16 protein-coding genes are annotated in these 20,881 nt (G+C 69.1%); 2 read left to right on the top strand and 14 right to left on the bottom strand.

Annotated elements, in window-relative coordinates:
• Positions 1–68: 68 nt before the first annotated feature.
• The 5 genes from OZ403_RS31935 to OZ403_RS31915 are packed head-to-tail and all read right to left on the bottom strand — an operon-like array spanning position 69 to position 6,279.
• Complete coding sequence (locus OZ403_RS31935) at positions 69–434, bottom strand: HNH endonuclease (RefSeq protein ID WP_268782523.1); 366 nt, start codon at positions 432–434, stop codon at positions 69–71.
• Between the two features lies 1 nt (position 435).
• Positions 436–1,089, bottom strand: coding sequence for a ligase-associated DNA damage response endonuclease PdeM (pdeM, locus tag OZ403_RS31930; protein WP_140799839.1), 654 nt, complete (start codon positions 1,087–1,089; stop codon positions 436–438).
• A complete protein-coding gene (locus OZ403_RS31925) occupies positions 1,059–3,641 on the bottom strand; it encodes a ligase-associated DNA damage response DEXH box helicase (protein WP_268782522.1) in 2,583 nt (860 codons plus the stop codon). Before OZ403_RS31925 ends, pdeM begins: the two co-directional genes overlap by 31 nt.
• The gene (locus tag OZ403_RS31920; RefSeq protein ID WP_268782521.1) at positions 3,628–5,223 is read right to left on the bottom strand and encodes an ATP-dependent DNA ligase; all 1,596 of its coding nucleotides are present in this window, start codon (positions 5,221–5,223) and stop codon (positions 3,628–3,630) included. Before OZ403_RS31920 ends, OZ403_RS31925 begins: the two co-directional genes overlap by 14 nt.
• 3 nt (positions 5,224–5,226) lie before the next feature.
• The gene (locus OZ403_RS31915; RefSeq protein ID WP_442929650.1) at positions 5,227–6,279 is read right to left on the bottom strand and encodes a ligase-associated DNA damage response exonuclease; all 1,053 of its coding nucleotides are present in this window, start codon (positions 6,277–6,279) and stop codon (positions 5,227–5,229) included.
• A 179-nt stretch (positions 6,280–6,458) separates the two neighbouring features.
• On the opposite strand from OZ403_RS31915, the gene OZ403_RS31910 reads away from it, so the two are divergent.
• Both OZ403_RS31910 and OZ403_RS31905 read left to right on the top strand, forming a co-directional pair.
• Complete coding sequence (locus tag OZ403_RS31910; protein ID WP_268782519.1) at positions 6,459–7,952, top strand: anthranilate synthase component I family protein; 1,494 nt, start codon at positions 6,459–6,461, stop codon at positions 7,950–7,952.
• Positions 7,949–8,512 carry an anthranilate synthase component II gene (locus OZ403_RS31905; RefSeq protein ID WP_140799834.1) on the top strand — a complete coding sequence of 188 codons (564 nt, stop codon included), beginning with the start codon at positions 7,949–7,951 and terminating at the stop codon, positions 8,510–8,512. The genes OZ403_RS31910 and OZ403_RS31905 overlap by 4 nt, the downstream gene beginning before the upstream one ends.
• Here OZ403_RS31905 and OZ403_RS31900 read toward each other — a convergent pair whose 3' ends face one another.
• From OZ403_RS31900 to trpD, 9 genes are all read right to left on the bottom strand, one after another.
• A complete protein-coding gene (locus tag OZ403_RS31900) occupies positions 8,513–9,118 on the bottom strand; it encodes a histidine phosphatase family protein (protein ID WP_140795049.1) in 606 nt (201 codons plus the stop codon).
• Positions 9,119–9,180: 62 nt separating this feature from the next.
• The gene (locus tag OZ403_RS31895) at positions 9,181–9,711 is read right to left on the bottom strand and encodes a hypothetical protein (RefSeq protein WP_268782518.1); all 531 of its coding nucleotides are present in this window, start codon (positions 9,709–9,711) and stop codon (positions 9,181–9,183) included.
• A gap of 14 nt (positions 9,712–9,725) precedes the next feature.
• Complete coding sequence (locus OZ403_RS31890) at positions 9,726–11,375, bottom strand: DUF6923 family protein (RefSeq protein WP_268782517.1); 1,650 nt, start codon at positions 11,373–11,375, stop codon at positions 9,726–9,728.
• A gap of 402 nt (positions 11,376–11,777) precedes the next feature.
• Positions 11,778–16,163 (bottom strand): CARDB domain-containing protein, encoded by a 4,386-nt coding sequence (locus OZ403_RS31885; protein WP_268782516.1) that lies wholly within the window; start codon positions 16,161–16,163, stop codon positions 11,778–11,780.
• A gap of 281 nt (positions 16,164–16,444) precedes the next feature.
• A complete protein-coding gene (gene trpA / locus OZ403_RS31880; protein ID WP_140799831.1) occupies positions 16,445–17,236 on the bottom strand; it encodes a tryptophan synthase subunit alpha in 792 nt (263 codons plus the stop codon).
• Positions 17,233–18,438 carry a tryptophan synthase subunit beta gene (gene trpB, locus OZ403_RS31875; protein WP_268782515.1) on the bottom strand — a complete coding sequence of 402 codons (1,206 nt, stop codon included), beginning with the start codon at positions 18,436–18,438 and terminating at the stop codon, positions 17,233–17,235. Before trpB ends, trpA begins: the two co-directional genes overlap by 4 nt.
• 5 nt (positions 18,439–18,443) lie before the next feature.
• A complete protein-coding gene (locus tag OZ403_RS31870) occupies positions 18,444–19,082 on the bottom strand; it encodes a phosphoribosylanthranilate isomerase (RefSeq protein WP_268782514.1) in 639 nt (212 codons plus the stop codon).
• Positions 19,079–19,867 carry an indole-3-glycerol phosphate synthase TrpC gene (locus OZ403_RS31865; RefSeq protein WP_268782513.1) on the bottom strand — a complete coding sequence of 263 codons (789 nt, stop codon included), beginning with the start codon at positions 19,865–19,867 and terminating at the stop codon, positions 19,079–19,081. Before OZ403_RS31865 ends, OZ403_RS31870 begins: the two co-directional genes overlap by 4 nt.
• Positions 19,864–20,880: an anthranilate phosphoribosyltransferase gene (gene trpD / locus OZ403_RS31860; protein WP_268782512.1), complete on the bottom strand. Its 1,017-nt coding sequence runs from the start codon at positions 20,878–20,880 to the stop codon at positions 19,864–19,866. The genes OZ403_RS31865 and trpD overlap by 4 nt, the downstream gene beginning before the upstream one ends.
• Position 20,881: the final 1 nt, after the last annotated feature.

Genomic DNA, 20,881 nt, shown 5'->3' with positions numbered 1-20,881 from the left:
TCTCTCTTCTGGCGGGAGGTAGGGACGATTGAGCAAAGCACCCGCCGGGGTGGATCACTCCGGGTGTTTCACGGCTCTTCGTCGGTCTCCGGCTTCCGCCAGCGCGCGAGGCGCCGGCCCAGAAGCCGTTCCACCAGCTCCCGGGCGCGTGCGTCCCGGTGATAACGGGCGTCATGCCGGGTGCCCTTGCCCTGATTGCACCGGGCGCAGGCCAGGCCCAGGTTGGTCAGCGCCTCGGTGCCCCCGGCCGTCTTCGGGAGGATGTGCTCGATGGTGGCGCGGCTGATCGGCTCGCCATCCAGGCCGACCCATAAGTGCGCGTTGCAGTGCAAGCACTTGCCGAGCCACGCCTCGCGGCCCCGGTGGTCGGCGCGCTCGAAGGTATTATCTGTTTCGATGATACCCAGTATCTTGCGGCGCTTGGCGTAGCTCATCCTACACCTCGACGACTGCGGGGCCGGCGACGGCGAAGATGCGATCGCCCGCGCGGCGGGAGACGTTGAGTCCACCCGTGAAGGCGCTGAAGGCCGGAAGTACGCCCACGCCGCGTCCCACCTGGAAGCAGGGAAGGCGCAGTGTGTCGCTCCTTCCGCCCAGCCGCACCATGGGGTGGAGGTGACCTGCCCATACATAGCGGCCTGACACGGGCTCCGGGTGGTGGGCGAAGTGGAAGGGGCCTTCGTCGATGGAGGACTCGCGGACGTCCAGGCGCCAGCGGTCGGGCAGCGTCTTCACATGCCGGTCATGGTTGCCCCGCACCAGGACGCACTCCACCGACGCGTGGGACTCGCGCCACACCGCCAGCCGCTCCACGACGGCGGGGGTGAGGCCCTGGCGTGAGTGGATGAGGTCACCCAGCAGGAGCAGGCGGCGGGCGCCGGTGGTGGTGAGCGCCGCGGACAGGCGGGCCAGGTCGTCCTCCAGCACGCCCGTGGGCAGGGGGATGCCGTGCTGCTGGAAGCTCTCCGTCTTGCCCCAGTGCAGGTCCGCCACGGCCAGGGTGCCGGTGTCGGGCCAGTACAGGGCGCGCTCCGGGCGCAGCTCCAGCAGGGTGCCCTCTATGTGGACCTGGCATCTTCGCGCGTCCATCGCTCCTTCAATCGCTCCACCCGCTCCAGCAGGGACTCGCTCGACAGGCTCGCGCTGATGCGCTCGACGACGAGCGGGAAGCCCAGAGGCGTGGGACGGCGGACATGGATGAGCTCCAGCGGCGCGGCCTGAAGCCGCTCCAGGGTCCGTTCCAGGCGCCCCTCCTCGAATTGTTGCTCCAGCACTTCCCGGCGGGCCTGGACGAGCAGGAGGTTGTCCGGGTCGTATTTGATGAAGACGTCGTGCAGCAGCGACGCGCTGGCCTGGACCTGCCGCGAGGACTTGCGCGCGCCGGGCAGGCCCGGCAGCACCAGCCCCGCGATGCGGGCGATGTCGCGGAACTGGCGCTTTGACAGCTCGCCGACGTTGACGCTCTCCAGGACGTCCGCCTCCAGACGCTCGCGGGTGAAGAGCGCGGGGTGCAGCGCCTCCTCGAAGGGGAAGGGCGTGGGCGTGAGCAGCTCCAGGCCGTAGTCATTCACCGACAGGGTGAAGGTGGCCTTGCGCAGGCGCGTCAGCCGCAGTGCCAGCAGCGCCGCCAGTCCTTCGTGCACCAACCGCCCTTCAAAGGGATAGAGGAAGAGAAGGTGCCCGTCGCGCGTCTGGCACGTCTCCGCCAGCAGGATGTCCGCCGCGGGGATGCGGGACAGGCGGGCCTGCGCGTCCAGCACGGGCCAGGCCGCGGCCAGTTCGTCCGACGTGACGTCGCCGTGGCGCGCGGTGTCCAGCGTGCGCCGAACGGCGGCGGCCAGTGAGCTGGACAAGGGCAGGCGGCTGCCGCCCCAGCGCGGCGTCTGGGTGACCTTCGTCTTCGCGGGCCGCACGTAGGCGGTCATGTCCTGGATGCGGCTGAACTCCAGCTTCTTCCCCGCGAAGATGAAGGTGTCGCCCGGCTTGAGGCGGCTGACGTAGGACTCCTCCACGCTGCCCAGGCGCCCTCCGCTCCAGTAGCGCAGTTGCACCACCGCGTCGGAGGTGATGGTGCCGATGTTGAGGCGGTGCATGCGGGCCACGCGCGCGTCCGCGACGACGCAGTGGCCCTCGTGCTCCACCACGCGCCGGAACTCCGGGTAGGCGCGCAGCGTCGGGCTGCCTTCGCGGACCAGGGATAAAGTCCACCCGAACTCCTCGTCGGTGAGGCCGGCGAAGGCCGCCGCGGTGCGCACCTCGTCTCGCAGGGCGTCGGGCGTGAAGCCGCCGCCCAACGCGCACGTCACCAGGTGCTGCGCCAGGACGTCCAGCGGCTTGTCCGGAGGCGTGCGGGCCTCTACCTCGCGGCGCAGGAGCGCGTCCTTGGCTGCGGCCATCTCCACCAGCTCCAGCGCGTGCGTGGGGACGAAGAGGATGTGACAGGTGGCGCCCGGGCGGTGGGCGCTGCGGCCCGCGCGCTGCATCGTCCGGCCAATGCCCTTGGGGCTGCCCACCTGCACCACGCGCTCCACCGGGCCGAAGTCCACGCCCAGGTCCAGCGACGAGGTGCACACCACGATGCGCAGCGAGCCTTCCTTGAGGCCGCTCTCCACGCGCTCGCGCTCCTCGCGCGCGATGGAGCCATGGTGGAGCGCGATGAGGTGCTCCCACTCCGGACGGGCGAAGCGCAGGCCTTCGAACCAGCGCTCGGCCTGGGAGCGCGTATTGGTGAAGATGAGCGTGGAGCGCTCCGCGTCCAGCCACGCGCCCACGCGGGCCAGCATGGAGAAGCCCAGGTGGCCCGCCCAGGGGAATGCATCCACGGACTCGGGCAGCAGTGTCTCAACAACGACGGGCCGCTCCAACGCCGCGCTCACAATCGTGGGCGTCTGGCCGGTGCCCACGGCGTGACGGGCGGCCTCTTCCAGATTGGCCAGCGTGGCGGACAGCGCCCAGGTGCGCAGGCCCGGCGCGAAGTGGCGCAGGCGGGCCAGCGCCAGCTCCAACTGCGAACCCCGCTTGGAGCCGAGAAGTTCGTGCCATTCATCCACGATGACGGAGCGCAGAGACGCGAACAGCTCCGGGGCCCGTTCATGCGTGAGCAGGACGCACAGCGACTCCGGCGTGGTGATGAGCACCCGCGGCAGGCGCTCCCGCTGACGCTGGCGCACCGAGGAGGACGTGTCGCCGGTGCGGCTCTCCACGGTGATGTCCGCGTCCAGCACTGCGAGGGGCTCCCTCAACGCCTTCTCCACGTCCCGGGACACCGCGCGCAGCGGTGTCACGTAGAGGAGTTGAAGCCCTGGCTGTCCATGCGCCGCCACCTCCGCGAGCGGGCCCAGGTAGGCCGCGTACGTCTTGCCCGCGCCGGTGGGGACGTGGATGAGCCCGCTTTCGCCGCGCGCATGGGCGGCCCAGGCTTCTTCTTGAAACGGATAGGGCGTCCACCCCTTCGCGTGGAACCAGCCGCGCAGCCGCTCCAGGGGTGGTTCATTCGTTTGAGCTCGAGTCGATGCGCGCTGGATGCGAGGTCGCCTGGGCTTGCGCGGCGCCTCTGCGTCCGGAGGCTCGGTGGTGGCGCGCAGGGCCTTGCGACTGGCGGCAATCTGCGCCCGCAGCGAGCGGGGTCTACCCGCTGGCATGGAGCAGCTCCTTGAGTGAGTCCAGCGTGTCCGCGTCCTGCGGCTTCTTGTCCGTCCGCCAGCGGGCGATTCGGGGGAAGCGCAGCGCGACGCCCGACTTGTGACGCGGCGAGGGCTGGATGCCCTCGAAGTGCAGCTCGAAGACCTGTTCGGGCTCCACCGAGCGCACGGGGCCGTACTTCTCCCGCGTGTGCGCGCGAATCCACCGGTCCAGCCGGCCAATCTCCGCGTCCGTCAGGCCGGAGTACGCCTTCGTCACTGGCTGGAGCTCCGCGCCGTTCCACACCGCGAAGGTGTAGTCGGTGTACAGCGACGAGCGTCGGCCGTGCCCCGGATGCGCGTACAGCAACACCGCGTCCACCGTGAACGGGTCAATCTTCCACTTCCACCAGTCGCCCCGCTTGCGCCCGGTGAGGTACGGCGATTCCAGGCGCTTGAGCATGAAGCCCTCGACGTTGCGCGCTCGCGCTTCGCCCCGCGCGGTGGCCAGGTCCTCCCAGGTCGCCGCTTGCACGACGGGGGAGACGGGAAGCCGAGGCAGGTCCTTCAGCAGCGCCTCCAGCTTCGCGCGCCGTTCGCGCAGCGGCTGGCCCCGGAGGTCCTCGCCTCCCAGCTCCAGCATGTCGTAGGCGATGAAGGCCGCGGGGGCTTCGGCCAGCACCGTGGGCGTCAGCTTCTGCCGGCCGATGCGCCGCTGGAGCATGGCGAAGGGCAGGGGCTTTCCCTCCGCGTAGGCCAACACCTCGCCGTCCAGCACAGTGCCCTCGGGTAGCGCGGCGGCGGCGTCCGCGATTTCGGGGAAGCGCTCGGTGATGAGCTCCTCGCCGCGGCTCCACAGGTGCACGCTGCCCTTGCGGCGGATGAGCTGGCCCCGGATGCCGTCCCATTTCCACTCCACCTGCCATTCCGCCCGGTCGCCCAGGTCCCCTGGTGGCTGCTCCAGCGGCGACGCGAGATAGAAGGGGTAGGGCCGGGAGCTGTCGCCGTCCGACACGTCCAGGGACACGAGCTGCCGGAAGAAGGTGGGCGAGGGCGTCCACGTCCCCATCAGCCGGTGCGCTACGCTGGGCGCGGGCAGGCCCGCCACCTGCGCCACCGCGCGGACCACCAGCGTGGAGGACACGCCCACCCGCAGCTCACCGGTGAGCATCTTGTTGAGCAGGAACAATTCACGCCGGGGCATGGCGTGCCACCAGGACACCACCTGCTCGCGTTGCCCGGCGGCATCCAGTTGACGCAGCGGCAACAGGCGTTGCTCCAGCCAGACGGACAGGGGCAGCTCCTCGGTCCGCGCCGGGCGCTCGCGGGCGTCCAGCAGCAGGGCAATCACCTCCGCCAGGTCACCCACGGAGGCGTAGACCTCCTCGAAGAGCCAACTGGGGATGCTGGTCAGCTCCTGCGTCCACTCCACCAGCAGCTTCGTGGGAATCAGCCGCTTCAGCTTCTGCCCCGTGAGGAAGTAGAGCGCCCACGCCGCGTCCTCCGGGGGCGCTTCCTTGAAGTAGCGCGCGAGCGCTTCCACCTTGGCGTTGGTGGACGTGGTCTGGTCCAGCGTTTCGTAGAGGTCCGCCAGTCGCCGCACGCGTCAGTCCTCCGCTTCGCCTTCGAAGGGCGTGGCCAGGGGCGCGGCGTCCACGCCCTGCTCGCGCAGGTAGTGGGCCAGCGGCTCGGTGTAGCCGTGCGTCACCAGCACGCGCTCCGCCTGGGTGTCCTTCACCGTGCGCAGCAGGTCCGGCCAGTCCGCGTGGTCCGACAGCACGAAGCCGCGGTCGAAGCCCCGGCGACGACGGTTGCCTCGAACGCGCATCCAGCCGGACGCGAAGCCGGTTTCGTAATCACCGAAGCGGCGCATCCACGTGGAGCCGCTCGCGCTCGGCGGCGCCAGCACCAGGGCTCCCGCGAACGAGGTGCCCTTCTCCACCTCGGACACCCATTGCGTGGGCAGCATGCGGACGCCCGCGTCCCGGTACACGTCCACCAGGGAGTGCAGGGCGCCGTGGACGAACACGGTGCGGTCGGTCAGCTTCGCCAGCTCCGCGAGCAGCCGCTGCGCCTTGCCCAGCGCGTAGCAGAACAGCACCACCGCGCGGCCCAGCGCGCGGTTGGCGTCCCACCAACGCAGGATGTCCTCGGCCACCTGCTCCGTCGCGTCCCAGCGGAAGATGGGCAGGCCGAACGTCGCCTCGGTGATGAAGGTGTGGCAGGGGACGACCTCGAAGGGCGCGCACGTGGGGTCCGGCGCGCGCTTGTAGTCACCGGACACGACCCATGTCTCACCGCCGTGCTCCACGCGCAGCTGCGCGCTGCCCAGCACGTGGCCCGCGGGATGGAAGCTGACGGTGACCCCGTTGATGCTCAACCGTTCGCCGTAGTCGAGCGTGTCGATGGTTGCGTCCGCGCCCAATCTCCGGTGCAGCAGTCCCTTGCCTGCCCGGGCGCCCAGGTAGTGGCGGCTGCCACTGCGTGCGTGGTCACCATGCGCGTGGGTGATGAGCGCCCGGTCCACCGGACGCCAGGGGTCGACGTGGAAGCCGCCGGGAACGCAGTAGAGCCCCTGAGGCGTCACCGTCATCAATGGAGCGGAAGGAGCGGCACTCAAAGTCCCATTCAGATAGCGAGGGGTCTGGAGCCGGACCACCCGGGGTGGGACTTCGCCTCACCGGCGGGAGCTCTCCGGGCTGCTCCCCGGGCACCCGCTGGCCCGGGGGCTTGCGCGACGCACGCAGAGGAATATCGGACCGCTTGGAGGACTCCCCTGGACGGGGGATAACCCCATTTCCCCTGCCGTGATGCGCGGTGGGAAGTGAGTCAGAGACGATGGATGCACAGGAGCGGAAGTCAGCCTACCGGCAGCGCGCGGAGCAGGGAGAGGCGGTGCCGGTGTCGGTGGAGCTGCCGGCGGACCTCGACACCCCGCTGTCGGCCTACCTGAAGCTGGGCGGTGGTTCGCGCGGCTTCATCCTCGAGTCGTGCTACGGCGGCGAGCGGTTCGGCCGCTACAGCCACATTGGCGCGGAGCCCGCGGGCCGCGTGCGGCTGGACCGCGGTGGCGCCACCTTGTGGCGCGGCTCGCACGAGGAGCGTCGGGACGGCAAGCCCCTGGACGTGCTGCGCCAGCTCTGGCGCGAGCTGGCCGTGGCCCGGCTCCCCGGTGAAGCGCCCTTCCTGGGCGGGCTCGTGGGGTACATGAGCTACAACTGCTTCTCGTGGCTGGAGCCCACGGTGCCGGACCGGCACCCCAGCGACATCTCCTTCCCGGACTCGGAATGGCTGGTGTGCGAGGACTTCGTCACGCACGACACCCGCACCGGGACGCTCAAGGCCACCGCCATTGCCCGGCCGTCGCTGCACGGCAGCGTGGCCGCCGCGCTGAAGGACGCGGAGGCGCGCGCGCAGGCCATGGCGGACCGGCTGCTGAAGCCACTGCCTCCGGAGGCCTACGCGCCCGCGCCGCGCATGCGCGGGGACGTGGCGCCTACCGCGTGCTGGGACCGCGCGGGGTATGAGGCGGCGGTGGCTCAGGCGCAGGAGTACATCCGCGCCGGAGACATCTTCCAGGTCGTGCTCGCGCGCCGCTTCGAATCCCGGGGCGCGCCGCCGCCGCTGTCGCTCTACCGCGCGCTGCGGCGGGTGAATCCGTCGCCGTACCTCTTCCTCGTGGAGCTGGGCGAGGCCCGCGCATTGGTGGGCGCATCGCCGGAGTTGCTGGTGCAGGTGCGCGACGGAGACGTGGTGGTGCGGCCCATCGCCGGCACCCGTCGCCGTGGCGCGTCCGAGGCCGAGGACCTGGCCCTGGAGAAGGAGCTGCTCGCGGACGAGAAGGAGCGCGCCGAGCACATCATGCTGGTGGACCTGGGGCGCAACGACGTGGGCCGCGTGGCGGCGCCTGGCTCGGTGCGCGTCGAGGACATGATGCTCATCGAGCGCTACAGCCACGTGATGCACATCGTGTCGCAGGTGCGCGGCAAGCTCGACGCGAAGTACGACGCGCTGGACGCGCTGGCCAGCACCTTCCCCGCGGGCACGGTGTCGGGCGCGCCCAAGATTCGCGCGATGCAAATCATCGACGAGTTGGAGGTCCAGCGGCGCGGGCCCTACTCGGGCGCGGTGGGCTACCTGTCCTTCTGCGGCACGCTGGACGTGGCGATTGCGCTGCGCACCTTCTTCGTGGACGGAGACCGGACGATGTGGACCTCGGGCGCGGGAGTGGTCGCGGACTCGGTGCCGTCGAAGGAAGCGGACGAGACGGAAGCCAAGGCGGGCGCCATGGCCGCCGCGCTGCGGCTGGCGCGCGAGGGAGGTGGCCGGTGATTCTGGTCATCGACAACTACGACTCCTTCACCTTCAACCTCGTGCAGCTCCTGTACACGCTGGGGGCCGAGGTGAAGGTGGTGCGCAACGACGACCTGGATGCCGAAGGTGTCGCGGCCTCGGGCGCGTCCCACCTGGTGATTTCGCCGGGGCCCTGCACGCCGCACGAGGCGGGCGTCAGCGTGGCGGCCATTGCCCAGTCACGTGTGCCGGTGCTGGGCGTGTGTCTGGGGCACCAGTCCATTGGCGCGGCCTTCGGAGGCAAGGTGGTGCGCGCGCCAGAGCCGGTGCATGGCAAGGCGGCGCACATCCGGCATGGCGGCACGGGGCTCTTCGCCGGGCTCAGCGAGGGCTTCTCGGCGGCGCGCTACCACTCGCTCATCGTGGAGGCGCCGTCACTGCCGGCCGGCCTGGAGGCCACCGCGTGGAGCCAGGACGGCCTCATCATGGCGCTGCGCCACCGTGAGCGGCCGGTGGTGGGCGTGCAGTTCCATCCGGAGAGCGTGCTCACACCCGAAGGCCCCTTGCTGGTGCGCAACTTCCTGGAGGGGCGGCTGTAGCTACGCGCGCAGGTGCGTGGTGTCGTTCCACGACACGATGGCCGGGCGGCGCCTGTCGCCGTCATGGCCGAGCACGCTGATGGACGCGGTGCTCAGCAGGAAGAGGCGGCCTTCCCACGGGGGCAGTCCCAGCCACCGCGCCGCGAGCACGCGAAGCAGGTGCCCGTGGGCGAAGATGAGCACGTCTCCGTCCGTCCGGAGTGCATCGGAGATGACGCTGTCCACGCGAGTGGCCACCTGCGCCGCGGTCTCCCCGTTGGGGACGCCGTTCTTCCAGATGGTCCAGTCGGGCCGCTCCGCCCGAATCTCCGCGCCGGTGCGTCCCTCGTAGTCGCCGTAGTCCCACTCCATGAGGTCCTCGCGCGGCTGGGCGTAGTCCCCATAGCCGGCCAGGGCGCACGTCTCCGCCGCGCGGCTCAGCGGGCTGGTGTAGACGGCATCGAAGCGCCAGGCCTTCAGCGGCGCGCCGAGAAGGCGGCCCATCTCCCTTCCGGAGTCCAGGAGCGGAATGTCCGTTCGCCCTGTGTGCCGGCCGTTGATGCTCCACTCCGTCTCTCCGTGCCGGACGAGTACCACCTGTTTCCCGGGGTTCTTCATGGCGCGCATTCTGGCAGGGCCCGGGCTCGCGCGCAGGTGGAAGCCAGAGGGCCCTGGGGGCGCCGGGACTTTCAGTGGGCGATGTATGTCGACGGCAGGAGCGTCTTTTCGCCTCTGCCGTCGAAGAGGCTGTCCTTCAGGTGCAGGTGGATGACGACGCGTGAGCGTTGCTCCAGGGCGCTGCGCGTGGTCGAGAACTGGATGGTTCCGGCGTGGGCGTTGATGAGACCCGCCAGGCTGTCTTCCTTGAACGCTCCCACGTCGTCCAAGCGCACGGTGATGTCCACCTGCTTCACGTACCTGGGCAGGAAGAAGCGCCCCAGCAGGTGGGCGTGGTCCGTGTTCGACAGGTCCATGGCGCGTGCGTTCGGCGAGGGCTCGAAGCGGACGGGCTCGCCGAAGGATGTGACATCGACCTGTCCCATGCCCAGCAGGACCTTCTCGTACTGGGCCGCGTCCTGGCCCCGCAGGCGGATTTCGAAGGCGTCCAGCACGGGGTCGCCCAACGCCCGCATCAAATCGTCTTCGCTGCTGTCACAGGCACCTGTTCCCAGCACCACGAGCAGGCCCGGAACCCACCTGGATTGGGATGGAATCTTCATGACCACGCTCCCTCTCAGAACCGAGGCTCCTCGGCGCGCTCCATGGCTCGCAGCGGGTCCACCGCGAAGATTCGCTTTCGCAGCGGGATGGCGGTCCGCTTGCCAGAGTGGTTGTGCCGCTCCAGCCGCTGACGCAGCTCTTCCATGCGGACGGGGTCGAGCGAGTCCGGGTTCTCCAGCGCGGACAGGGTAGGCGCGCGCGTGTTGAAGACGCGCTCGTTGCAGGCCGCCGTCAGCGCCTCGCGCGCCGTCCGGACCTTCAAGGACTCCAGGGCCGTGCGACGCGCGTTGTTCGAGGCGATGGCGGGGTTGGCCCAGAGGATGCCCAGGGCACTTGGGAGGGTGGAGACTTCGCCGAGAGCACCGAGGGAGATGGGGCCGTATGCCAGGCACTCCAAGAGGGCGCTCTCGCTGGCGCCGAAGAATCCGCGGTCCCGCGTCGTCGGCTGCGGACGAGACGAGCCCCAGAGGTAGACGCCACACATCGCGCCGTTCGCGAGCTGGGGCACCGGCCGCGTGAGGAGGGTGGTCAGGTTTCCCGTCGTCACGTCCACGGCATGGAAGCCGCTGACCCTGCGGGTGTCGGGGCCGCTGGTTCCGTAGAGGAAGAACTCGCCGTCGCGTGTGAAGACGGCGGCGCTCATGACGGGGTTCTCCGCGGACCTGCCGTCAATCCGCGCGGGCTCGGGATGGTCCGTGGCCACGCCCGTGAGCGGGTCGATGCGGGTCAGCCGCTGGGTGGCGTTGTTGAAGGCGTAGAGCTGGCCGTCCCGGGGACTCATCGCGAAGTCCGCCATCTGGAAGCCTCCCAGGACGGTCACCACTTGCTCGGAGAGAGTCTCACCGGTGCTGGGGTTGACGCGGATGAGGCGATAGGTGCTGTGCTCGAAGCCGACGTAGGAGCCATCCTTGAGAACGGCTCCCGCGGTCCAGATGGCCGAGCGAGGTGCCGTGGTGTCCAGCGGGGCGATGATGCTCGAAGAGCCGGTGGCGTCGACGCGGATGAAGCTGGGAGCGCTGACGCCGTCCGAGGCGATGGCGTACAGGATGTTGTCGTAGTGGTTGTACGCCAGCGCGTTGTAGGGAAGTGCGGCTTCACCCTGCAGCGTCAGCGTGCCGGTGGCGGGGTCGAAGATGTAGAGCCGTGAGGGGGCCGCGGGCCGTCCTTCCGGGGAGGGCGAGGCCGTGGAGAGGTAGACGGTGTCGTCGCAGAGCAGGTTGGGCTGAGGAAGGCAGAGCACGTTGGTCCCCGCCTGGCTGGCGCCTGCGTCCCAGCTGATGCTGAAGGTGCTGGTGAAGGAGACCTCGGGGTTGGGCGTCACGGGGTTCGCATCGTGCATCCCCAATGTGAGACACGCGTCGTAGCTCTCCAGCTCGATTTCGCACTGATACGTGACGTGGCCTCCCGCTGGAACCACGAGGGGTGACGTGGGCGAGAGCGTGCAGGACTTCAGCAGGGGCGCGGTCGCGGAGAGCAGCTCGGAGGGGAGCGTCGGGTCGATGTTGGAGACGGTGAACGTGAAGCGCAGCGTCTCCGGGTAGGTGTCGACCGTGTATTGCTTGAGCCCGTTCACGAGCTTCTCGGCTCGGAAGTCGTTGGCCCAGGCGTTCGAGGCCCAGACGGCGCCGATGAACAGGAGCCCGAGCCACTTCCTACCCATCATGGATGTCTCCTCGTCCGTCATTGCTGGAGGGACAAGGGACGGCTGCAGCCGATGTACCAATTGTTTTCTTGTGTGTTGTTATTCTCGGGGGTTGATACGCATGCCCCGGCGGGCGACCGGATGTCGAATGGTGTTGTTTGGGAATGTCTTGGTGCCGGCGGGAGGATGGCCCCGGGGGCTTGTTCTTGTCTGGAATTCCCAGCCGGAGGGGCACGTGACGGTAGGAGGCGCTGACGCCGAGGGCGGTACGCTGCAACGCGGGCGTGTAAGAGTTGCAGGCGGGAGGCTGGCATTCTTTCAGGGATGCATGCCCGCAGGACGGGAAGGGCCCTCTCGTTCGAACTCGAAACAAGGCCCGGCCGAACGTCGTTGCGCTCGGCCGGGCCCGTTCTCAGCCAGCGACTACGGCGTCACCATGATGAGCCGGTCCGCGAGAATGTTGTTGTCCTCGCGCAGTTCGTCCCTGTTCATCCACGGGTCCACGATGGCGCCCAGGTAGAAGAACCCCGTGGGGCCCGAATCCGGAGGCGTGTTGGCCGTCACCTGCGTGTTGCGTGTGACGCACTGACCGGCGTCCAGAGATTGCACGGTCATCACTCCAATCTGGCTCTGACTGTCGGGGGGGGCGCCCGGCCAGCCTTGATAGGGGAATTCGAGCGTGTTGTTGCTCGACAGGTACAGCGTCACTTCCGTGGAGCCGTGGGTGGGCGTGGTGCCCTGGTTGCAGACCCGCACGGTGGCGGTGAAGGTGCTGCTCGTTCTCACGGAGGTGGGGCCGGAGACAGAGGTGACGACCAGGTCTGGCCGGTTGCCCACACCCATGAGTCCGCTGACGAAGATGTTGTTGTCTTCGCGCAGCTCGGCCTGCATCTGGTTCGAGTCAATGATCGCGCCCAGATACAGCGGGTGATGGGGTTCGGCCTCCTCGGGCCGGGCGACCCACGCGGGGACGGGCTCTGTGATGCATTGTCCCGGATTCAGGGGCTGCACGTTCCAGGATCCGATGAGCTCTTGCGTGCGCGGGTAGGGGGCACCTGGTGAATTCCACTGAGGCATCACGACGTGGGCCCGGGTGGAGAAGTACAGGTCCAACAGCACGCTGCCCGAGGTCTGGGTGCCCTGATTGCAGACCGTCACCGAGGCAGTGAAGTTGCCGTTGAGTTCCACGCTGACGGGCGCTTGCACCGCGGTGACAATCAGGTCGGGACCGGCGCCAACACCCATGAGGTCACCGACGAAGGTGTTGTTGTCCTCGCGCAGCTCACCGGCGAGCAGGTCGGGATTGATGGCCGCGCCGAGATACAATGGCTGTTCGGGCTGAGCCAGGAAAGGAAGGCTCGACCAGGAGGGCACCTGAAGCGTGACGCAATCGTCGACATCCAGGGCGGGGACTCCGAGCGCGCCGGCGTACACCTGGCTGGCGGGTATCGGGATTCCCGGGCCGTACCATTCGGGCATGGCCATGCTTGCTTCGGTGGAGAGGTGGACCTCCAGTTCCGTGGGATAGGACTCATACGTGCCTTGATTGCAGACGGTGACCGTGGCGGTGAACGCGGTGTTGGCTTCGACGCTCGCGGGGCCCGTGAGTGACGTGATGACCAGGTCGGACGCATGGCCCACGCCCATGCGACCGCTTATGAAGATGTTGTTGTCTTCACGCAGCTCCTCCTGGGATTGAAGCCCATCGACCAGGGCACCCAGGTAGAGTTTCTGGTCAGGGGCTGTCGCGGGCGGCGGCGCCAGTGTTGCGACAGCGCTTCCCGTGAAGCACCTCCCTGGATTCAGGAAGGGGACACTCAGCTCGCCAATGGGCTGCTGTGTCGGTGGCAGTGGATTGCCCGGTCCATTCCAGCGCGGCATGACGAGCGCCTCTTCCGTGGAGAGGTGGAACTCCACGAGGGTGCTGTCCGAGTGCGCTGTCCCCTGATTGCAAACCGTGACGGTCGGGTGGAACGTCGCGAACGGCCCGACATTCGGGGGCGCCTGCACCGCGGTGATGACAAGGTCAGGGCCGTCACCGACGCCCATGATTCCGCTCACGAAGGTGTTGTTGTCCTCGCGCAGTTCCTCGACGTTGCCCCACCCGTCGATGATGGCGCCCAGGTACAGGGGCTGGGCAAACAGTGCGTCGGGTGGCAACTGTGTAGAGGCCTGGATGGATTGGGAAATGCAGTGGCCCGCGTCCAGATGTGGCACTGAGATGTTGCCGATGGGGGTCTGGGTGACGGGCAGGGGGGAGCCCGAACCGGACCACCGTGGCATTTCCAACGTGGGCAGGGTCGAGAAGTGCAGTTCCAGGTCCGAGGAACTCGCGTAGTCGGTGCCCTGGTTGCAGACCGTCACGGTGGCGGTGAAGGCACTGTGGATTCGCGCGCTCGTCGGAGCGTTGATGGCGGTGACGACGAGGTCCGCTTTGTTTCCTACGCCGATGCGGCCGCGCACAAAGGCGTTGTTCTCCTCGCGAAGCTCTTCGATGGAGTCGTTCGCATCGATGATGGCGCCCAGGTAGATGGCCGCGCCGTGCGCGCCGGGCGGGATGTAGGCCGCGCCAGTCACTTGCCCTGTGAAGCAGTGCCCGACGTGCAGGGTGGGGATGCTCACGTCGCCCACGGGCGTTTGACTCCATGGGAACGGAGTTCCTTGCCCGCTCCAATCTGGAAGTACCAGGTGGGGTTCGGTGGACAGATACACCTGCGCCATCGTGGGCCCGGAGGAATAGGTGCCCTGGTTGCAGACGGTCAGGGTGGTCGCGAAGAGGGCGCTGTTGCGCACGCTGGCGGGACCATCAATGGCAGTGACGACCAGGTCAGGACGGTTGCCCAGGCCCATGAAGTCTCCGACGAAGGTGTTGTTGTCTTCGCGGAGTTCCTCGTCCTGCGCGTGTGGGTCGATGATGGCTCCAAGATTGAACGCCCTGTCGATGTACTCCGCGGGGAAGCTCATCGCCGTAGCAAGGGCGGAGATCGTCCTGCACTCGCCCACATCCAACGATGGCACCTGGTGCATCCCAATGGAGAACGCCGTATGCGGGTCGGCGTTGTAAGGCGAGCCCCCCTGAATCGGGGCATTCAGGAAGGCATGCGCGGCCAGGTAGAACTCCACCTGGGTGTTCTGTGAGGCCACGGTGCCCTGGTTGCAGATGCGGGCGGTGACAGGCACGTCGCCAGGCATGCTGCTGGCGGGGCCCTTCACTGAGGTGATGGCCAGGTCCGGCCTGTTGCCGAGACCCATTTGCTCACCGACAAAGACATTGTTGTCCTCGCGAAGCTCCACGATGTTCGACCCGGGGTCGACAATGGCGCCCACGTAGAATGCTTGGAGTTGGGGTGGCGCACCCTGGGGACGGGCCAGGGTGATGGGCTCCTCGCGCGTGACGCAACGCCCTGCTTCCACGCCGGAGAGGCCGAAACCGCCGACCTTGAACTGGGTCCCGTGCAGCGGTCCCTCCATGGCGGGCGAGTCCAGCGTCGGCACCATGGAAAGGTAGATATCCACCGCGGCCGCCTGGGCATAGACGGTCCCCACGTTGCAAATGGTGACGCTGACAGGGGCCCAAGATGCCGAAGGGGGCACGCTGGCTGGAGCGCGAATCGCGGTCACGACGAGGTCCGGGCGCGCCCCCGCGCCGATGAGCCCCTGGGTGAAGGCGTTGTTGTCCTCGCGCAGTTCAGGGATGTCTTGCGTGGAATCGATGATGGCGGCCAGGAAGAGGGCGCCATCCTGGGGCGCGCCAGTTGGGAACGTCGCGGCGCCCTGGACGTTGCGAGTGATGCAAATGCCAGGGTTCAGGAGGGGCACATCCGTCTGGCCTACCATTTCCTGTCCAGGCGGCGGTGGGCTGCCGCCACCTGGCATGGTGACGTTGCCATCCACGGAGAGGTACAGCTCGAGCGAGCTGGGATTCGCGGGCAGCGTGCCGTGGTTGCAAACCCTCACGGAGGCGCCAATCAGGTCACCGCTCTGGATGCTGGTGGGGCCGTGCACCGAGGTGACGACGAGGTCCGGTCCCGCTCCCATGGCGACGAGGTCCCCCACGAAGACGTTGTTGTCCTCGTTCAGTTCCGTGGAGAACTCGGGCGTATCGGCGATGGCGCCCAGGTAGAGCGGCTGACCGGGTGTCGCGTCGGGCGGCAATATCACCGGGAAAGAAGCGTGGCGGATGGCACAGTGGCCCGGGACCAGGTCGGGCACCTCCACCGTTCCCAGTGAGGCCTGATGCGTGGGCGGAGGCCCGCCCGTCGTTGGCGGTGTCAGCGTGCCGTTCGTGGAGAGGTACATCTCCACGATGGTGGCGTCCGACAGGTTGGTGCCCTGGTTGCACACCTTGAGGGTCGACGCGACCGTCCCGCTGTCCGTGACGCTCGTGGGGCCACGAAGCTCCGTGACGACAAGGTCCGGCCGGTTTCCGATGCCCAGCGCGGTCACCGCGGTGTTGTTGGCCTCGTCCAGTTCGACGAGGGTCTGGTGTACGTCGGTGATGGCTCCCAGGTAGTAGGTGCCGTCCGTTTGGGGGCCAGGCGGCGTGGCGGAACTGGTGATGGCTCGCGTCTCGCAGCGGCCGGCCTCCAGCGCGCTGACGTCCAGCGTGGCGAGGAACACCTGGTCCGTCGGGGGTGGCAAGTTCGGGTCGGGCCAGGAGAGCGTGTCATCCGTGGACAGGTACAAGTCCATCTGGATGGGACCTACGGGGCTCTGCGCGGGCGCTGTGCCTTCGTTGCAGACCTTCACGATGGTCGTGAAGGGCTCACCGAACCGAATACTGCTGGGGCCTCGTAGCTCTCGAATCACGAGGTCGGGGCCAAAGCCCCGGCTTTGCGACTGACTCCTGAGTTGCTCGGGCTCGGTGGGAGCCGCGTTGCCCCCACATCCCGCTCCTGCCAACAGACCCGCTGTCAGCAGGAATGTACTGCTCCAAGACGGCCTTCGCCGTTGCTGCATATTGCCTCCGGAGGAATGTCCTCGCGCAAATGCCCGCCTGATGCGGGCACATGCGGAGAGCCGGAGTGCTTATACGGGGTGTGGGATTATCCCTGAGTTTTCAGCTTGAAGAGAGCGTTTGCAGCCGTGCCTCAGCGCCGCAGCCCGCGCTTGATGTCGGCGCAGAGCGCCTTCGCCGCCTCGGGGCCCTCGGTGTGCGCGGCGTGCACCAGTACGCTGCCCACCACGACGCCATCCGCATGGGCAGACAGCATGCGTGCCTGTTCCGCCGTGGAGATGCCAAAGCCTGCCACCACGGGCACGGTCGCGGCCTTGCGCACCAAATCCAATCGCTGTGAAAGGTCCGGCGGCAGCTCTGCGCGCATGCCCGTCACGCCCGACACGGACACGCAATAGACAAAGCCACGGCCTTCCTTCGCGATGGCCTGCGCCCGCGCCGGGGGCGTGGTGGGGGCGCACAGGGGAATCAAGTCCAGGCCCTCCGCGTCGAACGTGGCGCGCAGGCTCGCGCTCTCCTCGGGCGGCAGGTCGGGGAGGATGGTTCCAGACACGCCGCGCTCGCGCGCGAGCTTCGCATAGCGCGCCTCGCCCATGGCCATGATGAGGTTGACGTACGTCATGATGACCAGCGGCGTCTGGGGACATCGCTTGCGTACCGCCGGCACCACTTCGTCCAGCACGCGCTTGAGCGTGGAGCCGGCCTTGAGCGCCCGCTCCGCCGCGCCCTGGATGACGGGGCCGTCGGCGATGGGGTCGCTGAACGCCACGCCAATCTCCAGCACGTCCGCGCCGCCCTCGACCAGCGCGGCGAACACGTCCACCGAGCGGGGCAGGTCCGGGTCGCCCGCCATGGCATAGGTCACCAGTACGCCTTCGCCCCGCGCCTTCGCCTGGGCGAAAGCCTGTGCAATCTCGCCGCTCACGCCTTCACCCCCACCGGCGGAGGCACGCCCCGCGCGGAAATCGTGGCCACGTCCTTGTCTCCGCGGCCCGAGCAATTGATGACCAGGTGCTTGCCCGCCCCCAACTCGCGCGCCAGCTCCCGGCCGCGCGCGAAGGCGTGGGACGTCTCCAGCGCGGGGAGGATGCCCTCCAGGCGCGCCACCTCGTAGAAGGCCGCCAGCGCCTCGTCGTCCGTGGCGATGCGGACCTCCATGCGGCCCGTCTTCGCCAGGTGTGCCAGCTCCGGGCCCACGCCGGGATAGTCCAGACCCGCGGAGATGCTGTGCGCCTCCTGAATCTGGCCGTCCTCGTCCTGGAGCACCAGCGAGCGCGAGCCGTGCAGCACGCCCTCCGTCCCCAGCGTCAGCGAGGCGCCGTGCTGCTTCGAGTCCAGGCCGAGACCTCCCGCCTCCACGCCCACCAGCCGCACGCTGGCGTCACCGATGAACGGGTGCAGCACGCCAATGGCATTCGAGCCGCCCCCCACGCACGCGATGATGGCGTCCGGCAGGCCGCCAAACGCCGCCTGGGCCTGCGTCCGCAGCTCGCGGCCGATGACGGCCTGGAAGTCGCGCACCACCGTCGGATACGGATGCGGCCCCGCCGCGCTGCCGATGACGTAGTGCGTGTCCGACACCTGCGACACCCAGGCGCGCATGGCCTCGTTCATCGCGTCCTTCAGCGTGCGCGAGCCGGACTCCACCGGCCGCACCACCGCGCCCAGCGCGCGCATGCGGAAGACGTTGAGCGCCTGCCGCTCCACGTCCAGCGCGCCCATGTACACCTCGCAGGGCAGGCCGAAGAGCGCGCACGCGGTGGCGGTGGCGACGCCGTGCTGGCCCGCGCCCGTCTCCGCGATGATGCGCTTCTTGCCCATCCGCCTGGCGAGCAGCACCTGACCCACGGTGTTGTTGATTTTGTGTGCGCCGGTGTGCGCCAGATCCTCGCGCTTGAGCCACACATTCGCGCCGCCCCAGGCCTCCGTGAGCCTCCGGGCGGGCGTCAGCGTGGTGGGGCGGCCCACGTACTCGCGCAGCACGCGGGCGACCTCTTCGCGGAAGGCCGGGTCCGCGCTCGCCGCGGCATAGGCCTCTTCCAGCTCCTGCAGCGCGGGAACCAGCGTCTCCGGAACGTAGCGTCCGCCGTAGCGCCCGAAGCGGCCGGCGACAGTCTCCGTCGTCATGTCTGTCACTCCCAGAGGTTGATGGACTTCGCGGCGCGCACGAAGGCGCGCACCGCTTCCACGTCCTTGATGCCAGGGGCGGATTCCACGCCGCTGGCCACATCCACGCCGTACGGCCGCGTCGCGCGCACCGCATCGGCCACGTTGGAGGGCCGCAGGCCTCCCGCCACCAGCACGGGCACGCCACTTCCCGCCAGCCCCGCGACGAGCGACCAGTCGAAGCCCACGCCGCCGCCGCCATATCCCGGGGCCGCGCCGTCCAGCAGCAGCCCCGCGACGTCTCCTACGCCCACATACGTCCGAGCCCGGGCCACGTCTTCCGGACCCAGGACACGCAGCGCCTTGATGACGGGCACGCCGTACCCCGAACAGGCCTCCGGGGGCTCGTCCCCATGGAGCTGCACGGCCGTGAGGCCACAAGCGCGCACCGTCTCCCGGATGGTGTCCGGCGCCGCGTTGACGAACACGCCCAGCACCGTGCCCAGGGGCGGCCGCGTACGTGCCAGGGCCGCCGCCGTGGGGAGGTCCAGATAGCGGGGCGACTTCGGGTAGAAGTTGAGGCCCAGCGCGTCCACGCCTGCTTCCCACGCGGCCACCGCGTCGGACAGGCGCGTGACGCCGCACACCTTCACACGGACACTCATGGCGCCGCGTCCTTCACCCCGAGCAGCCGCTGCAGCGCGTGTCCGGGGTCGGGCTCTCGAAGCAGGGACTCGCCCACCAGGACGGCGTCCGCTCCCGCTTCCTGCGCCGCCATCAGGTCCGCCAGGGACTTGAGGCCACTCTCCGCCACCAGCACCCGGGCCCGGGTGCGCAGCTTCGGCATCACCCGCAGGGCCGTGCCCGTGTCCGTCTTCAGCGTGGCGAGGTTGCGGTTGTTGATGCCCACCAGCTTCGCGCCCGCGGCCAGCGCGCGCTCGGCGTGCGCCTCCGTGTGGGCCTCCACCAGCGCGGCCACGCCCACCGCTTTCGCCGTGGCGACCATCTCCCGCAGCTCGCCATCCTCCAGCGCGTCGGCGATGAGCAGCACCGCGTCCGCGCCCCACATCGCGCTCTCCTCCACCTCGCGCGCCGCCACGAGGAAGTCCTTGCGCAGCACGGGCAGCGACACCGCCGCCCGCACGGCCACGAGGTCCTCCAGGCCGCCGCCGAAGTCCGGCCCATCCGTCAGCACGCTGATGGCGCTGGCGCCCGCGGCCTCATAGGCCCGGGCCACCGCCACCACGTCGGCGTGGGGAAACTCCCCGCCTGAAGGGCTCTTGCGCTTCACTTCCGCGATGACGCTCAGTCGCCGCCCGGAGCGGTGGGTCACCAGCCCCTGGGCGAAGTCGCGGGGCGTGGGCCGGGTGCGAGGCGCCATGGGAGGCCGCGCCGCCAGCTCCTGGCGTTTGCGCGCCATGATGCGGTCCAACGTTCCTGTCGTGCTCATGACAAGGCCCCCTCGATGAGGGCCGACAGCTTGTTCCGGGCCGCGCCCGAGTCGATGGCCTGCTCCGCCTTCCGCACGCCGTCACGCAGGTCCGCCGCCAGTCCCACGACGACGAGCGCCGCCGCCGCGTTGAGCAGCACCGCCGTGCGCAGCCCCGAGCGCTCGCCATCCAGCAGCGCGCGCAGCCGCTGGGCGTTCTCGTCCGCGTCGCCACCCGCGATGGCCTGGCGAGGCACCACGTCCAGCCCCGCGTCCTGGGGCGACACCGTGAAGGTGTGGACCGTGCCGTCCTCGCGCAGCTCCGCGACCTCCGTGGCGCTGCACGGGGAGATTTCATCCAGCCCGTCATGGCCGTGCACCACCCACGCGCGGCGGCTGCCGAGCCGGCCCAGCACGCGCGCCGTCTGCTCCACGCGCTTGCCGTCGAACGTCCCCAGGAGCTGGTAGCGCGCGCCCGCCGGGTTCGTCAGCGGCCCCAGCAGGTTGAACACGCTGTGGAACCCCATGTCCCGCCGCGCCTGCGCCACGTGCCGCAGGGCCCCATGGTGGGACGGCGCGAAGAGGAAGCCCACGCCGTGCTCGTCGATGTCCCGCGCCACGCGCTCATGTGGACGCTCCATGGAGACGCCCAGCGCCGCCAGCACGTCCGCGCTGCCACAGCGGCTGGAGACCGCGCGGTTGCCGTGCTTGGCCACCGTCACTCCGGCCCCGGCGGCTACGAAGGCCACCGCGGTGGAGATGTTGAAGGTGTGCGCGCCGTCGCCGCCGGTGCCGCAGGTGTCGAGCACCACGTCGGCACGCGGGGACAGCTTCGCCGCGCAGGCCCGCATGGCCTCCGCCGCGCCGAGGATTTCATCCTCCGTCTCACCCTTCATCTTCAGCGCTGTCGCCAGCGCGCCAACCTGGGCAGGCGAAGCCTCCCCGGCGAGCATCAGACCCATGACGCGGGTCATCTCCTCGCGGGTGAGGTCGCGCCGGCCCACCACCTTGCCCAGCGCTTCCTTGAGTGTCATG

The sequence above is a fragment of the Myxococcus sp. NMCA1 genome, from assembly GCF_026810205.1.
Lineage (GTDB): Bacteria > Myxococcota > Myxococcia > Myxococcales > Myxococcaceae > Myxococcus > Myxococcus xanthus_A.
This window is presented reverse-complemented; position numbering and strand designations above follow the sequence as displayed.

Bases quoted from the DNA above. Each gene is read 5' to 3' on its own strand.
- OZ403_RS31935 (WP_268782523.1), bottom strand. From the start codon at position 434: ATGAGCTACGCCAAGCGCCGCAAGATACTGGGTATCATCGAAACAGAT.
- OZ403_RS31865 (WP_268782513.1), bottom strand. From the start codon at position 19,867: ATGAGCACGACAGGAACGTTGGACCGCATCATGGCGCGCAAACGCCAG.
- OZ403_RS31895 (WP_268782518.1), bottom strand. From the start codon at position 9,711: ATGAAGATTCCATCCCAATCCAGGTGGGTTCCGGGCCTGCTCGTGGTG.
- OZ403_RS31890 (WP_268782517.1), bottom strand. From the start codon at position 11,375: ATGATGGGTAGGAAGTGGCTCGGGCTCCTGTTCATCGGCGCCGTCTGG.
- OZ403_RS31870 (WP_268782514.1), bottom strand. From the start codon at position 19,082: ATGAGTGTCCGTGTGAAGGTGTGCGGCGTCACGCGCCTGTCCGACGCG.
- trpB (WP_268782515.1), bottom strand. From the start codon at position 18,438: ATGACGACGGAGACTGTCGCCGGCCGCTTCGGGCGCTACGGCGGACGC.
- trpD (WP_268782512.1), bottom strand. From the start codon at position 20,880: ATGACACTCAAGGAAGCGCTGGGCAAGGTGGTGGGCCGGCGCGACCTC.
- pdeM (WP_140799839.1), bottom strand. From the start codon at position 1,089: ATGGACGCGCGAAGATGCCAGGTCCACATAGAGGGCACCCTGCTGGAG.
- OZ403_RS31900 (WP_140795049.1), bottom strand. From the start codon at position 9,118: ATGCGCGCCATGAAGAACCCCGGGAAACAGGTGGTACTCGTCCGGCAC.
- OZ403_RS31925 (WP_268782522.1), bottom strand. From the start codon at position 3,641: ATGCCAGCGGGTAGACCCCGCTCGCTGCGGGCGCAGATTGCCGCCAGT.
- OZ403_RS31910 (WP_268782519.1), top strand. From the start codon at position 6,459: ATGGATGCACAGGAGCGGAAGTCAGCCTACCGGCAGCGCGCGGAGCAG.